Source organism: Mesorhizobium waitakense (assembly GCF_056431085.1).
The window spans coordinates 1-14,826 of the sequence record NZ_JBWKME010000112.1 but is presented as its reverse complement, the minus strand read 5'-3'; the positions used below and the strand labels follow the sequence as shown (position 1 = coordinate 14,826).

At 57.3% G+C, this 14,826-nt stretch carries 12 protein-coding genes and 1 pseudogene; 10 read left to right on the top strand and 3 right to left on the bottom strand.

From position 1 onward, the window contains the following. Nucleotides 1-37: 37 nt before the first annotated feature. Entirely contained in the window at nt 38-766 is a 729-nt protein-coding gene (locus AC07FD_RS24195) for an ArdC family protein (RefSeq protein ID WP_478351892.1), read from the bottom strand. 612 nt (nt 767-1,378) lie between these two features. On the opposite strand from AC07FD_RS24195, the gene AC07FD_RS24190 reads away from it, so the two are divergent. The 6 genes from AC07FD_RS24190 to AC07FD_RS24165 all read left to right on the top strand — a co-directional run bounded on the left by AC07FD_RS24190 (nt 1,379) and on the right by AC07FD_RS24165 (nt 9,253). After that, complete coding sequence (locus AC07FD_RS24190; RefSeq protein WP_478351891.1) at nt 1,379-2,548, top strand: ImmA/IrrE family metallo-endopeptidase; 1,170 nt, start codon at nt 1,379-1,381, stop codon at nt 2,546-2,548. A 6-nt stretch (nt 2,549-2,554) separates the two neighbouring features. Then, nucleotides 2,555-3,019, top strand: a complete 465-nt coding sequence (locus AC07FD_RS24185) for a DUF4411 family protein (RefSeq protein WP_478351890.1) — start codon at nt 2,555-2,557, stop codon at nt 3,017-3,019. A 1,474-nt stretch (nt 3,020-4,493) separates the two neighbouring features. After that, nucleotides 4,494-5,369 (top strand): hypothetical protein, encoded by an 876-nt coding sequence (locus AC07FD_RS24180; protein WP_478351889.1) that lies wholly within the window; start codon nt 4,494-4,496, stop codon nt 5,367-5,369. A 12-nt stretch (nt 5,370-5,381) separates the two neighbouring features. After that, on the top strand, nt 5,382-6,812 hold the full coding sequence (locus tag AC07FD_RS24175; RefSeq protein WP_478351888.1) for a DUF2272 domain-containing protein: 1,431 nt from the start codon (nt 5,382-5,384) through the stop codon (nt 6,810-6,812). Nucleotides 6,813-6,913: 101 nt separating this feature from the next. Continuing rightward, complete coding sequence (locus tag AC07FD_RS24170) at nt 6,914-8,350, top strand: hypothetical protein (protein WP_478351887.1); 1,437 nt, start codon at nt 6,914-6,916, stop codon at nt 8,348-8,350. 78 nt (nt 8,351-8,428) lie between these two features. After that, a complete protein-coding gene (locus AC07FD_RS24165; protein ID WP_478351886.1) occupies nt 8,429-9,253 on the top strand; it encodes a hypothetical protein in 825 nt (274 codons plus the stop codon). Here the strand turns inward: AC07FD_RS24165 and AC07FD_RS24160 are convergent. Beyond that, nucleotides 9,230-9,565 (bottom strand): recombinase family protein, encoded by a 336-nt coding sequence (locus tag AC07FD_RS24160; RefSeq protein ID WP_478351885.1) that lies wholly within the window; start codon nt 9,563-9,565, stop codon nt 9,230-9,232. The two genes, AC07FD_RS24165 and AC07FD_RS24160, sit on opposite strands and share 24 nt — an antisense overlap. A gap of 1,179 nt (nt 9,566-10,744) precedes the next feature. Between AC07FD_RS24160 and AC07FD_RS24155 the strand changes: the two are divergent. From AC07FD_RS24155 to AC07FD_RS24145, 3 genes and pseudogenes are all read left to right on the top strand, one after another. Beyond that, a pseudogene (locus AC07FD_RS24155) lies at nt 10,745-11,887 on the top strand (IS701 family transposase); the annotation flags it as partial. A gap of 418 nt (nt 11,888-12,305) precedes the next feature. Then, on the top strand, nt 12,306-12,824 hold the full coding sequence (locus AC07FD_RS24150; protein WP_478351884.1) for a Ros/MucR family transcriptional regulator: 519 nt from the start codon (nt 12,306-12,308) through the stop codon (nt 12,822-12,824). A gap of 72 nt (nt 12,825-12,896) precedes the next feature. Continuing rightward, nucleotides 12,897-13,253: a sunset domain-containing protein gene (locus AC07FD_RS24145; RefSeq protein WP_478351883.1), complete on the top strand. Its 357-nt coding sequence runs from the start codon at nt 12,897-12,899 to the stop codon at nt 13,251-13,253. A gap of 327 nt (nt 13,254-13,580) precedes the next feature. Here the strand turns inward: AC07FD_RS24145 and AC07FD_RS24140 are convergent, their stop codons facing one another. Beyond that, the gene (locus AC07FD_RS24140) at nt 13,581-13,958 is read right to left on the bottom strand and encodes a helix-turn-helix domain-containing protein (protein WP_478351882.1); all 378 of its coding nucleotides are present in this window, start codon (nt 13,956-13,958) and stop codon (nt 13,581-13,583) included. An 83-nt stretch (nt 13,959-14,041) separates the two neighbouring features. On the opposite strand from AC07FD_RS24140, the gene AC07FD_RS24135 reads away from it, so the two are divergent. Continuing rightward, nucleotides 14,042-14,826 (top strand): ABC transporter substrate-binding protein (locus AC07FD_RS24135; protein WP_478351881.1); only part of this gene is annotated, 785 nt, incomplete at its 3' end.

Here is a 14,826-nt window from a genome sequence, read left to right as displayed (position 1 = left end):
CGACGTCAAGCAGGACACTGGCAATCGGTGCAGACTGTCAAGATAAGGCGACCAGCTCCTCGCGGGCATAGCCGTCGTCTCCGAAGCGCTTTCGACCGAAGTCACGGTCAAGGCGCGTAGCGTGCCGGGTCCAATGCGTGGACTCATGGGCAAGCGTGGCGTAGTACGCCTGCGCATCCCGGAAGGCGGTGAAGGCTGGCATTTGGATAACGTCGAGAGCCGGACTGTAGTAGGCGCAGTCACCTCCATGACGGATGTCGGCGCGCGTCGCTGCGAAGAAGGCTTCGGCATGGGTGATGCGCTCATCCGGGTTCCGGACGTTTTCGGCGCTTGCGTAGAAGTGAGCGGGCAGCCCGTCGACTTGTTCGACATTGAAGACTGTGTAGGCCTTCAGGAACGGGATGAAGCGCTCGGCCTCATCGCCGGTAGCCTCGTCGGTCTCGGTGCGCCGCATGGTGTCGGCATACACCACGGGAGAGCCCTTCTCGCCCTTGCGGACACGGCCGCCCAGCTCGATGGCCTGCTTGAAGGTGATCCAGATCGGCGCGGCGTAATGCGCGGTCATCGCGGACGCCCAGAGCGTCAGGACGTTGATGCCGGCATAGGGCTGGCCGTTATGGCGAAGCGGCCGGGAGACGTGGCCGGCGGCATGGGCGGCGCTCCAAGGCTGCGTCCAGGGTTTCACGCCCTGCTCAAGGGCTTCGATGATCTGGTTGGTGATGCGGCTGTAGACATCCTGCCGCGGGGTTTCGTTGGTGTCCGACATGACCTTGCTCCTTTTGCGTTGGGTTTTTCTCAAGACGCGGAGAAGCTGGGCCGGGCGATTGAGCCGGCCGGTCAGGCCCTAACACGGTCCCGCCCGGGCGGGAGTGGTGCGGGCGGGGTTTGACCGGGCGGCGCGCCCGGCCGAACGATCGCGGCAAATATTGAGGAAAGCGCGCCGCAATGAGCATGGACGGAACGCCGGAAAGCCAAACCGCGCGGCATCGGCGAAAGTCGACAGGAAGCGACCCTGCAAAGGCAGGCAGCACGCGAGTCAACGCAAATGGACGGCGCTGTGCGGGACCAACTTTACCGCGGCCCTTTTTAAGGTACGGGGCCAGGGCTGGCCTGTGCGACTGGGAAAACGACGACGATCCGGGCGAGAGCACCACGACCGGGCTTGCGTCAGCTGCACCTCGATACGAGGATCACCGGAGAGAAGATCGCATGGGGCGGGGAGAACGCCAAAAACGGTCCCGTGGCCTTCCGCCACGCCTAGCCCTTGCGACGTCCTTTCGAGTATGACCGGGATGCAACGCCACCACGATCCAACGGCGTTAACTGGAACAAGAGGTGCGGCGGCCATGTTGACAGCTGTGATAGAGTAGGCGCGACCATGACCAAAAGCACCCTCGCCTATATCAATCCGGCCATCCTGCGATGGGTCCGGGAACAGGCCCGCCTCAGCCCCGAGGCGGCGGCCGAGGGTATTGGCATATCCGCCGACAAGCTGCAGGCCTGCGAGGCCGGCGACAAGCACCTGACCTTCCCGCAGTTTCTGGCCGCGGCGAACTTCTACAAGCGCGCACCCGCAATCTTCTATCTGAATGAGCCTCCGGTCGGATTTCAGCCGATTCAGGATTTCCGGCGCCTTCGCGAGACGCCAGAGGACGCCTTCAAGTCCGGTCTGGAATGGGCGATCCGGCAGGCCAGGGAGAGACGTGAATTGGCGCTCGAGCTCCGCAATGATTTGGGCGAGCCGGTTCAGCCGTTCAAACTGCAGGCCGCCGTCAAAGACAACGTAGAGACCGTTGGGGCGGCGATCCGGACCTATCTTGGCATCAAGCAGGTCGACCAGCAGACGTGGCGCGCCAAGGCTTTCGATAACTGGCGCACTGCCATTGAAACCAAGGATGTGCTGGTCTTCATGGTGCCGCGCTTGGCATTGACCGAAATGCGGGGCGTAGCGGTCGCAGAACCCAAACTGCCGATCATCCTGATCAATTCCAAGGATCGCACCAACGGGCGCACTTTCACCCTATTGCACGAATTCTGCCATCTGGTCGTCAGGGCCAGCGGTATCAGCGGTCTCGATTTCGTCGCACCCGAGCCCGCCAGCGCCGTCGTAGAGCAATTCTGCAACGCGGTCGCCGGCGCCGCTCTCGTTCCGAGCGACTGGTTGCTAAGCGAGCATTTGGTACGCACCAAGGGCCAGGTGAAGACCTGGGACGACGACGAGCTGGCCGCGCTGGCCGGCCGCTTCGGCGTCAGCCGCGAAGTCATTTTGCGCCGTTTGCTGGGCCTCGGCTGCACCACACAGGCATTCTATGAAAGCCGCCGTGCGAGCTTCCAAGCCGAGTATGATGCCTTGGCCGAGAAAAAGAGTAGCGGAGGTCCCGAGCGTCATCTGGTCGTGCTCAGCCAGCTAGGTCGTAGCTTCACTCGCTTGGTGTTGCAGGGCTACTACGATCGCCAGTTGACGCTGCGCGACGTTGCAAGCCACCTCAATATGCAGGTGACTGCCGTTCCGAACATCGAACGCGCCGCCTTCGGCCTTGCAGGGTAGCGCTACGTGGCGACGATTTATTGCATCGACACATCGGCCCTGATCGCCGCCTGGTACGAACGTTACAAGCCCAAGCGCTTCCCCAGATTGTGGGACGAGTTTGACAAGCTGATCGGTCAGGGCCGCCTGGTTTCGTCCCTTCTGGTCCAGGCCGAATGCGAGAAACGCTCCCCGGAGCTGCATGACTGGCTGAACGACCGCGCGGACATGTTTGTCGCGCCCGACCAAGCGATCCAGCAGCGCGTCCAGCATGTGCTGAACACCTACAAAGGCCTGGTCGCCGCCGGCAAAGAGAAATTTGCCGCCGATAGCTTTGTCATTGCCACGTCCGAGGTGTCTGGCCACACGCTCATCACCGAGGAAACCGGCGTGGACAGCTTACGCAAGATCCCCGGCGTCTGTAACTCCATGAAAATACCCTGCATCAACCTGATGCAGCTGTTCGACGCCGAAGACTGGACCATCGGTTAGCCGGAATGCCATGGGGCCGGCTTAAGCTGCCTGAGAGAGATAGAACTCTCGACCCATAACATTAACTAACTGAATTTCAATGGTTATTCTCTTCGCCCTACTGCATTCGTGTACCACTACCGTGTCCACGGTGTCAGAGCAAGCGCAGTGTGTGGCTGCGGAGATCGTGAACCGTTTTGCCCATCACGTCGGCTGATCTCTTCGAAGACAGATGGAGTGATTGCGCTGTTGGGCGAGCCCGAAAGGGGGCGACCGCTCCTATCGAGTTGTGAGAAAGTGGTCGATGTTGAGCCGCAACAAAATATCGGAAGAGGCGGCGATCTGTGTAGTCGACGAGAGAGGCCGAATTGTGAAGGAAACTGCGCGCAAGCCAGCCATGGCCACTGAGTGAAATCGGCCTGCCGTTCAGTTTTGTGCATCACGGCAGTCGCGTTCCACCGTTTCAAACGATCGTAGGCGATCAAGAATAGTGGCCGCACAATTCGGCCTCGCCCGGCTTACCTGTCGGGCCAAACCGATATTCAATGCAAGGTCACCCGATGCGGCGACGAACTCGCCCGTATAGCGCGTTACCAAGGCGCCCATGAGCTAATTTTGCGTAGGAAAACAAGTCGAGCCTCCGACTGTGAGGTATGAACATCGCCGTCGGTGCGGCATGGCGTGAGCTTGGGTCGCGGTCGCTCGCTCGCTTACTATCGTATTGCGTCGCCTGTACGCGACCGAGTTTACGGGAACAACCGGCCCGCGCGGCGGAGGCATGAAACGAGACGAAACTGGAGGAGAAACCCATCTTGCCCTTACGGTGATGCGGATCGTTCCGTAGACGATGGCGTGGGCTATCCCGTTGAGAGTCCGTAACCTTAAGGGCCGAAAGCCTTCAACGGTCCTGAGACAAGCTGTCCTGAACCCATCATGCGGCAGTCCGAGCGCCTACGCGAAGAAAAAAAGGGTCTTATACCAAAGCGATGATGGAGCACAGCGAGTATTACGGCCATCCTCTTCGAAGGCCGCCTAGTGCGTAACAACCTTCAATCTGTCAAAGTCAAAGATACAGATCTCGGAACGATCTGCCCAGTCCATTCAGAAACTATTGACATAATTAAAAACTATCCTGTCATACAAGAAGTTCATCCTCGACCTTTTGCCCACAACCTCAGACTCGTTTTTTCACTCTGCTGTGGATTTTCTGCAACTTTATCTCCCTAGTCCGTTTTTCATTGGCTATGGCTCTTACGTCTTTTAAGAGATCTGTGAGGACCATACGACCACGCGCTTCACGACTACTGTAGGCCAAGCGTCTGGAAACCATCGATGTCCAAGACACTTCACGCTTGGCGGCGGATCAGATTGATATAAGAGCTGGAAGAGCATCATGAATTTCTCTTGACAACGATCGTCTATCGGCGCCGGATTACAGAAGTGGCGAGGATTTGTCATGTGGTTGCTGGGTGCGTCCCCTAGGGCGCGTGTGTGCGTGACCGATGTTGCACGGATTCGATGCAAGGCAATTTTTGCATTCACAATAATTTTTCTGGGGATTGCTGACTCGGCTTGCACTCCTTCTTTGGCACAGGGTCCGAAAAGGCTGTATTCGGTCTCTGAAGAGACGTCGAAATTGCGTTCTCAAATAGGATTGCCGGATTTCAATTATTATCGAACGTTGCCTGCCCTCGAACGAGTCTCTTATCGGAATAACTACATTACAGCGCGGATGTATGCGGTCGACGTTGCGTACACGAACTATGAGGCCGCGCTCACGTCGGAACGACAGAGCGTAGGTTTCCTGGGAACAACCGCGAATATCGCTCTCAACACGGCTGCCACACTGGTTACGCCCGTAGGTACAAAGGACGTTCTTTCGGGTGTCGCTGCAGGCCTCACGGGCACCAAAGCTGCCTACAATGACGAGGTCCTCCTGAAGAACACTATTCAGCTATTACAAACGCAAATGCGAGCTAATCGCGCGACTGTAGCAGGCAACATTCTTCGCCGGCTGGGCCAAGACGACAGCGCATATCCGCTTGCGCTGGCTCTGTCTGATCTTGAGGACTACTACCGTGCCGGCACGATCACTGCAGGGGTCCTGAATGCGCAATCAACTGTAAGTGAGGCTGAGCAGATTGCCCAGCATGATCGACAAGAAGCCATCGTGTACACGCTCTCAAAAAGTCAAGCCCAGGTCGTTCTCCGAAACGCGCTCGCGCGGAATGGCAAATATGATGTTGCTCTTGCTGATCGACTTAGAGTGCTCTTGAAGCAACGTGGCGTTTCTGAGCGCCTGGAGATCGTAGTTTCGAGCCCCCGATACGATTCGGTCGCCGAACAACTAGTGCGCGATGCCGGTCTTTAAGAGGAGTAAAACATGGCCGCTCCTGTAGTCATTCCAAATCTCAGTGACGCCGACGCTCAACAGCTGAGGGTTATTTTCGAAGGTGGTGGTGCAACCGTTGTGTTGGCGTCCACCGCGCCCGGGTTTTATACTCTAGTAGCGACCTATGCAGACGCGCAGCCTGGCCAACCTGCGCCCCCCATTGCGCCCGATGCCCAGGCGGAGCCTGCCATCGCTCCTGCTCTGCCGGTAGGTGCTCCCGGTGGCGCGGGACCAACCGAGTTTGTTGCTAACGTGATCGGACTATGTGCCAAGGAATGGGATTTTTTCGGGCGGCAAGAATACGACCTAAATGGCAATGCGGTGGTGGTCGGGCACAAGGAGGGAGAGCCCGGCTATGCCAGCCGAATAGGTCTGTACTGGAGCGAAGGCACTGGGACTATCGGTGTAGATGGCACCAACCATGATATGCCCTGGTCTGCAGCTTTTATCTCATGGATCATGAGGACCGGTAGCGCGGGAGTGCTTTTTCGCTATTCCACTCTTCATTCGGTTTATATCGACCAATCCATTCGATTGAATGGCCGAGAAGAAAGCGGATTTTGGGGTCGCAGGCTGAATGAATATCAGCCAGCCGTTGGAGATTTGCTTTGCTGGACACGCGAGTCTGGCGTCGACTACGACCACCAGAAACTAGGAAATTATGCGGGACATTGCGACATTGTCGTCGCAGTCGACTCCGATCAGGTTTGGGGGATTGGCGGCAACATCGGCAACTCCGTCACGAAACGGCCGATCCGCCGCCCTGCAACAGGCTTTCTTGAGCCAAACACATCCAACGGGGAGACTTTGTTCGCCCTCATGCAGTGCCGGATCGGACACGCCGTCGTGGCCGACAGTCCACTTCTGGCCCCGGAAGAGCCGGCAGTAATGAACGGCTCATCGCCTCCGGTTGGTGGCGGTCAAATAGCGTGGGGCAAAGTCGTTAGTCCAGAATTTAAACAGGGGGTTATTGCGCTTTCAACCCGTGTGGGTTGCGACCCCAGTCACCTCATGGCCGCGATGGCATTTGAGACTGGTGAAACGTTTTCTCCATCGAAACAGAACTCCATCAGTCGAGCAACTGGCCTCATCCAGTTCATGCCGTCGACAGCCGCTGGCCTGGGGACGTCGATCGACTTGCTGGCTGCAATGACGCCGACGCAGCAGCTAGTATACGTTGAAAGATACCTCGATCCATATAAGGGGAGGTTAGGGAGCCTTTCTGACACGTACATGTCTATCCTCTACCCCAACTCCATTGGACGCCCAGACGCGACGGTTTTGTTTGCGGCGGGAACTAGGGCATATGGTCAAAACTCTGGGCTCGATGTGAACAATGACGGAGTTATCACAAAAGGCGAGGCGGCCTCAAAGGTTCAAGCAAAGCTCGACAAAGGTCTGACCGCTGGTTTCCTCGGCTAAGAGAGACTGTTGGAGCGGCCCCTAGGTTAAAGGCAACGCTGACAAACGGATTGGCCGCCAATTTTGTCTGGGTTGATGGCCGCCGGAAAGGGTACCGATAGATGCCGACCTATGAAGCCGACGCAGTCGAACAGAAGACCATATCCACAGCCACTGCTATGCTGGACGACGCCAGAGTGCTTGCCAGATATGCGGGCCGAAAAGGGCTCTCAATTCCGCAGGACGTGATTGACGTTGTCAAGTCCGCAGATGAAAAGATTCGAGCCGCGTCGTTCGCCGTCGCGGATGAACTCCAGCTTGACGCGGCGATCGCCTCGCTAGCCAAGCAGGTGGCGCCTGTTCGGATAGAGGACCTCAATGATCGCGGGAATATGGCTCCCGACAGATGGCTGTCTATTGCATTGTCCGTCCTCAGCCTTTTGCTAGTTGTCGTGGTTATAAAATTAACAGTTGACTTCACCAAACTAAGCATCGTTGTCGCGGATATTAATGAGGCGACGCAGAATGACTACTTCGGACAGATCGGAGACACTCGTAAACTCATCGGAAACACGGGTTTGGACGAGACTGCAAAAAACGCAATAAAACATATAAGGGACATCGATGGCCGACTTTCAGCGTCACTCTCTACCATGGACGCTTTCTGCTTGGGTTGGGTTTTTTGCTCCGAGACGCTGAATGCAAGGCCAGATCCGGCTATACCGATCGGCGGCGAGGCAAAGGCCGCTCCAGCGCCGGACGGGGGCGAGGTCAAAACTGTTCCCGTGCCGAAGGCCGTTCCAGTGCCGGACGGCGGCGAGGTCAAAACTGTTCCCGTGCCGAAGGCCGTTTCAGCGCCGGACGGCGGCGGCGCAAAGGCCGCTCCAGTGCCGACGGCCGTTCCAGCGCCGGACGGCGGCGACGCAAAGGCCGCTCCAGTGCCGACGGCCATTCCAGCGCCGGACGGCGGCGACGCAAAGGCCGCTCCAGTGCCGACGGCCATTCCAGCGCCGGACGGCGGCGACGCAAAGGCCGCTCCAGTGCCGGACGGGGGCGAGGTCCAAACTGTTCCAGTGCCACCTAGCCGGCCGCCCTCCACAATAAAAGAGGAGATGAAACAAGCCAACGAATTTGCGGTGGACATGGGTCTAATTGTCAACAACCAGGAAGTATTTTCCAGGTTTTATAACATCATGCGAACCGCCGAAGATATGAAACTCGTACTTGGGGGATCTATCCTGCCGTTGCTTTATGGCGGCCTTGGCTCGGCGGTGTACATCCTCCGCCAATTTTTTGTTAACCGTGACCGTCCTAACCCCGACCTGACGTATACGCTTGGCGTCGTCCTGCGCTTAGGACTCGGTTGCATTTCAGGTTTCGCTATCGGCTGGTTTTGGACGCCAAACCAAAAAACAGCCATCGGCGAAATCTCGACCCTGACCGCGCCATTCGCGATCGCCTTCCTTGCCGGCTACAGCATTGAGTTGTTGTTCTCGATACTCGATCGTATCATTCAGGCGGTCAATCCAAATTCCCCTGTGCCGAACCCGCCCGTCTGACAGCGTAAGAACGTCGAATGTGGTGGGAGCGATCGTCAATAAGGGTCTTGAGTAGAGGTTCCATTTTCGGAGAGCAGTTTGTTCAGACTTTCGGTCATCATCATGGCAGCCTTGATGCTTGGTGCGCCCAACGCCGGTGAGACCATTCTTCCCGGCACGTGGCACATCCAAGTTAGGGGAATCAACGTTGAGCTCAAAGTAGCAGGCGAGATCCACCTGACGGACCAAATGGCTACCGTTACGACGGTGATCTATTTGGACGACCTCCAAGCCAAGCTGGGCCAAATAGTGGCCGCACTTCCCCCAGCGCAAGGCAGCTGCGAAAACAATAGCTATCCGTACAATACTTTGGAGTTCTCCAGCGCGGGACTTGCAGCAAGGGGAGACTCAGCTTTGCTGGTTCTAACAGGCACCGTTGAAGCATGGGCTTGCACAAAAATCTTGATACCTAACAGCAAGGTGGAAATGGAAGAGAAGAACATTGGCTTTGGGGTAGTAGTAAGAATGCCAAAGATTGTTAACGTTCCCAGCGAACATGCTTTGAAATCCAAGGTCGCTTCACAATCATTCACCGCAAGCTTGCCATTAAGCTTGAGTATAACTGACCAATATGTCAATCTTGCTCCCGGCCAACCAACTACCGACCTTAGCTCGCAGTTTGCTCAGGCGGCGGGGGTCGCCGGGAACACTCTTACTGCACTCGCATCGGACGCGCTTGCGAATGTGACCAATTGGCGTGAGTTGAGCGGCTGCCTGCCGGATCAGCTGAGAGGGCTTGATCTCAAGATCCAGGGAGCAAAATTCAAAGAGACTGGAAGTCTCGCGGTCGAGATCACAATGACTGGTACGCTGAATGGCATCCGATTAGGTGAGCCCTTGTCATTCGCCTGTCCTTTGGAATAAATCAGTCTCATATGCGGAAGCCGAGGTTCCGAATGCCGCAGAGCTGCTCGTGTCGATCTGCTGATCAAGGACACGCAACGACACCCCATCCGTGTCCAGCACTCGGACGATGTTCAGAAGGTCAGTGGCGGACCGAGCCAGGTGATCGATGCGAGTAATGAGAAGCGTGTCGCCACGTCGGAGCGCTCTAAGGCACGCCTTCAGCTCCGGCCTTCCCGTATCAAGCCCTGACCGCTTCTCCTCGAAGATGTTCTTGGGCTCCACATCGGCTGCGAGCATCTTGTCGCGTTGCACGTCCAGCGACTGGCCCAAACCACTCTCCCGTCGGCGGGTCATTCCGAGAGTAAGGTTCGGGTTGTTTGACGTAGTAGCCATCCTTAGTAGGTCTGACGTCGCTGGAATCGATTGGATGGCAATCTCGATTGCCGCAGCACCTAAAATGAAGAACAGGGTCAGTCTTGTGTGTATACCAATCGTGGGCGTTAGCATCGCCGGCCAAGACAAGCCACACTAATGCAATGCCCCTGTGCGACTTACCCATGGCGTGCCCGTCGCACTTATTGATATTATATTAGCAATATCTAAAATACAAGATTGAAGTCGCATTGCCCAAGGCAAAAGTCTCTGGGGCAAAGAGTTGGTCAATCTTGGCCCGATAGTGTGGCTTTCAGCGATAGTGAAGATGGGCGAGATCTGATCGCGCCAACCGGTCTCTTTGACGATCTTGCCGCCGAAGCCTTTGGCGCAGCACGGGGCGAGCCCGACCCCTGTTCTCTTGCATCTTGTGGCCATGCTCACCCGTTGACCAGCATACGCCGTCGCAAGCGTGAGCCTCTCGAAAAGGTCTCCCTTACGTTGACCATAAATCTTCGCAATCCACGCACTATCCAACCCCCGGCCATCCCAGATGTCTTTATCTTCATCTCGAAAGTACTCTTCTGCAACCGCCTGATGCAGGTGAACAGATATCGACTGTACTGAGATTCAGATAATTTCACGCCATGTTGTCACTTCAGCACCCAAGGGACTCCCTTGCGTACTGAGAAATAGCACTGACAAACGTGATCATTTAGCACCTCATGCGCGCATACATGAAGTACGGAATGACGATCAGTGCTGCAAAATAAGGTTTCCACCTTCTACTTCGTCTATTTACTTCTTCGCAATCGGTTGCTTATCCGCTGCGATCCAACGCTTATTAAACATATCTAATTTTATTGCCCGAGCCCTGAAGCCATTCGCTCGTTTATCCTTCACAGCGATACTTGCATTCTTTGCTGCGTCGGTGTTATGGCAATCACGGGTTGTTAAGTCAAGTTTGTCCTGAACAAGAGAATGTGAGAGTTGTGCGGCACCCAAATTGTCGCCACGGCATTACTATTATCGGTAAAAAACAAGGAAGAGCTGGGCTAGTATTACAATTGCGTTTCACATGTCAATTAGTTATTTTTTTCGATTTTGTGCCGGGCGGCCAAGGGGGAGGTATTGAGAATGGTTGAATCGATTGAAATGACACTGGCGATATGGGCCTCGGCACTTCGCGAGGTGAAGTCCCTGATTAGGGGGCTTTTCCCTCAGGAACGTGTGGCGATTTCGGCCGGACTGTTCCTTGAAGGCCTGCTCCGGGACGAGCATCGCAAGACCGGCTGGATGCGCGCCGAGGCTGCGGGCGACCCCGGGCCATGGCGCCAACAGGCCATTCTGGGGAGGGTCAAATGGGATGCGGACGCTTTGCGCGACATCGTGCGCGAATACGCGCTCAAAACGCTGGCCGACAACGAAGCCGTCCTCGTGATCGACGAGACGGGGTTCATCAAGCAGGGCAAGACGTCCTGCGGGGTCGCGCGGCAGGTCAACGTCTCGACGGGCAAGATGGCCAACTGCCAGATCGGCGTGTTCGCGGCCTATGTATCCCGGCACGGGCAAGCGTTTATTGATCGCGCGCTGTATCTTCCGAGAGCATGGACGGATGACCCTGCCCGCTTGGCGCAGGCCCACGTGCCTGCGGGCACGACTTTCGCAACAAAGTCCCGCCTGGCACTGGTTATGATCTCACGCGCCGTCGCTGCCGACGTACCCTTGAGCTGGGTGGCATCTGACCGCGTCTTCGGTGGCGCCGACATCGAGATGGCCCTCCGACGCTGGTACAAGGGCTATGTGCTCAGCGTTAACGCCAACCATCACTTCTTTTGCCGAAATCGCTTCCCAGACGGAGGAACAGCCGAAGATATCGCGCGGAACCTCGATCCCTCCCTGTGGCGGAGCTTGCCCCAAGGAGAGGCCCTCCAGGGCTCTGAATCATGGGCTTACTGCCCGTTCACTGACTTGGACGTCGCGGAATATGACAGAACCCGCTCCGGGCTCTGGACCCCGGGGCTCTTGATCCGACGCGATGCGAACCGCGCTCTCAGCTACTTTTCAACATGGTCTCCAGCGGGAACCTCGATCGAAACCCTTGTCGCAGTGCGCCAATGCTGCAGGATTATCGAGGAAGGCCTACGCACGGCGAAGAACGAACTGGGCCTCGACCATAACGAAACCCGTTCCTGGCACGGGTGGCATCGCCACGTCTCGCTAGTCATGCTCGCTTTCGCGATGGTGTCGACCGTGCGCCACAAGGCGAGCCTCGAGCCCTCGGGAGCGGTCGGAAGGCTCATGGTGACTAGTCGCAGATTCGAACGCTTACCGAGGCCTCCTAGGAAGCCGAAGCCGGGATCGCTCGGCGCCGCGGCCGCCCTCCCATGGCTAGATCAATCGGGCGAATGTGGCCGCAAGCCCTTGCCGAGCAAAACGCAACAGTAGCGTGAGGTTCCAAGATGAAATTGTCCGTGAAAACGAGATCCACCCGCCTTCCAAACGAGGCCCGGAGGGCAGCGGGATTCGGCGGAAACGGGAGAAATGAAGAGGTGGTCATGCGACAAAATGCCGTCATCGGTGTCAGTACGTCATATCGAGATATCCGACCTGAGCCAGCGCGTAGCCAGGAGCTCTCCGAGGTCGGTTTTCCGGTTGGAGCGAGTAGGAAAGCTATCAAGAAGCAAGGAGCATGATTATGCCTGAAGACAATACAGAACGGACAATCGCAGAAGACGACAATACTGAACAGACAGGCGTGAATGAGGAAAATACTGAGCACATTAGCGTGGATGAGGAGGATGCTAAACAGACAGGCGTGGATTTGTTGGGCCTTACGGCAGATATCGTCGCGGCCTTTGTCCAGAATAACCCGACCCCTGTCGCCGATCTTCCGGACTTGATCGCTAGCGTCAATTCTGCGTTGAGAGGGGTTGTACAACCGCCTGCTCCGCCAGAACCTAAGCTCGTTCCGGCGGTCAATCGCAAGCGGTCCGTCTTCCCCGAATATATCATATGCTTGGAGGACGGAAAAAAATTCAAGTCTCTCAAACGGCATCTTCGAGCCAATTACGGCCTGACACCCGACGATTATAGAGCCAAATGGGGACTTGGTCCTGACTACCCGATGGTGGCGCCGAATTATGCCTCCCGGCGGTCCCTCCTTGCGAAGTCTGCCGGTCTCGGCCGCAGGCCAGCCGTCAAAACGCCAGGGTAAAGCCTCCCCGCTTGCTCGCGAGTTCTGGACTTTTTGCTTTGCCAGACGCATCCTCTCTTCGGGGAGATGGCGATGGGGAATGCGGCTCAGCCATGGCGCAAACGGCGCACACCATGGTGGCGAACGCCGAAAGGCCGGCTTGCAATCGTTCTTGCGCTGCTTGCGATCTCGTCTGCCGCCTATGTTGCGGCTGACAACCGGCCCCGGCTCCCGGCCGTTCACTCCTATGGCGCGTTATCGAGCGAGGTCGCTGCGCGCAAGGTAGGTTGTGACATCAAGGGCAACATCAATGAGCGCGGCGAGCATATTTATCACGTGCCGGGCCAGGAATATTACTTGGCCACGCGGATCAACACTGCGCGTGGGGAACGGTGGTTCTGCTCCGAATGGGAAGCATGGTGGGCCGGCTGGCGAAAGTCTAAGGTATGAAGAAGCCTGGAACATCCTTTACCGGAGAGGAAATCGCGGCCGAGTTGGAACGCCGCCGGAACGCTGAGAGCCAGGTCGAACATGATCGAGCGCGGGTAGCCCAACGTCTCCGTGAGTCCCGGAACGATATGCAGTGCATTCATTGCGGGCAGGGATTTTCGAGCGTCGAATCCTCCGCCGCTGAGGTCGGACTATGCGACCATTGCCTTCATAGGGACTGACGCTGACGTCGTAGTCGAGATGAGTAAGGCCAACATGCAAAAATAAACGCGTCTTCGTTTCCCGCCTGCTCCGGCCTAGGGACGGCTCGGCTGCCGGCCGTGAACGCTACGGATGCAATCGCGAAACCGTGCTGTTGCTGACGTTGTAGCAATGCGCGATCTCACCTCTCGCCTCCCCGGCGGCCAGCCGCGCCAACGCCTCTCGCCGCTGCTCCTGTGGGAGCTTGGGCTTGCGACCGAACTTAACGCCCATAGCCTTGGTGTCCAAGATCGTCACGGCAATGATGCCCTCGATCTTGAGCAACTCCTCCACGCGAGGCCAGAAGGGTTCGAGCGGATCGGCACGTGTGCGCCGGTGGCTCAACCGGACACCGTAATTGTCGCCGCGCAGGCGACGGCTCCTCCCGCCTCTGTCGAGCGACGCATGCCCCCAAATGGGCATCGGAGGCGAACAGCGTTTCCCTCCGGCGGCAAAGAACAGCATCCGATACTTTATCGTCTATAAAATTGATAGACATAATAAACAGCGAAAGTAGGAAGCCATTTCCAAATTGGAGCAAGACGAGGATGTTAGCTGTGGAGAGATTTTCGAGAAGAAGGTTTGGCGCCCTCGTGGCCGCTTTTGCGGTGACCTTGGTCGCTTCTTCCTCGCCTTTCGGGGCTCAGGCGGGTAGTTCGGACGCGGGTAAACTGCCGACCGAAATCCCTCAGGGCACCGTGCTTCGCATCGGCGATCCCGAGACGCAAAGGGCGCTGGAACTCTCGGGTCTGATCGATCAACTGCCGTTCAAGGTCGAGTGGGCCAATATCAGCGGTGGTCCACAGACAATCGAAGCTTTTCGCGCCAATGCGCTGGACGTTGGATCGGTCGCCGACATTCCGCCCATCCACGCGACCTGGACCGGGCTCAAGGTCAAGATCATTGCCGCGAAGTTCCGCAAGGATCCGGTTGCGCACCCGATTTATCAGCTCGGCATTGCACCCGGCGTCGAGGTCAGGACGCTCGCGGACTTGCGCGGCAAACGGATTGCTTTCAGCCCGGGTCAGGCGCAGGGCGCGCTGGTGCTGAGGGTGCTGCAGGCCGCCGGCCTGAAGAAGGAGGATGTCAATCTCATCGAACTGCCCAGCAACGGCGATGCCTATCCGGTGGCACTTGCCAGCAACCAAGTCGATGTCGCGCCGATCTGGGGCGTCCTCATCAAGCACTATCTGCGCCAGTATGGTGCCGACGGCGCTACCACCATCCCGCATGGCTTGCGCGACGATCCAGCCCATCTCTATGCGCCACAGGCGGTGCTGGACGACCCGGCCAAAGCTGCCGCGCTCGGCGAGTATGTGCGCTACTGGGCACT

Excerpts from the sequence above, each read along its gene's own strand:
- AC07FD_RS24190 (WP_478351891.1), top strand. The coding sequence starts at position 1,379 with ATGACCAAAAGCACCCTCGCCTATATCAATCCGGCCATCCTGCGATGG.
- AC07FD_RS24150 (WP_478351884.1), top strand. The coding sequence starts at position 12,306 with ATGCCTGAAGACAATACAGAACGGACAATCGCAGAAGACGACAATACT.
- AC07FD_RS24195 (WP_478351892.1), bottom strand. The coding sequence starts at position 766 with ATGTCGGACACCAACGAAACCCCGCGGCAGGATGTCTACAGCCGCATC.
- AC07FD_RS24140 (WP_478351882.1), bottom strand. The coding sequence starts at position 13,958 with ATGCTGTTCTTTGCCGCCGGAGGGAAACGCTGTTCGCCTCCGATGCCC.
- AC07FD_RS24175 (WP_478351888.1), top strand. The coding sequence starts at position 5,382 with ATGGCCGCTCCTGTAGTCATTCCAAATCTCAGTGACGCCGACGCTCAA.
- AC07FD_RS24170 (WP_478351887.1), top strand. The coding sequence starts at position 6,914 with ATGCCGACCTATGAAGCCGACGCAGTCGAACAGAAGACCATATCCACA.
- AC07FD_RS24145 (WP_478351883.1), top strand. The coding sequence starts at position 12,897 with ATGGGGAATGCGGCTCAGCCATGGCGCAAACGGCGCACACCATGGTGG.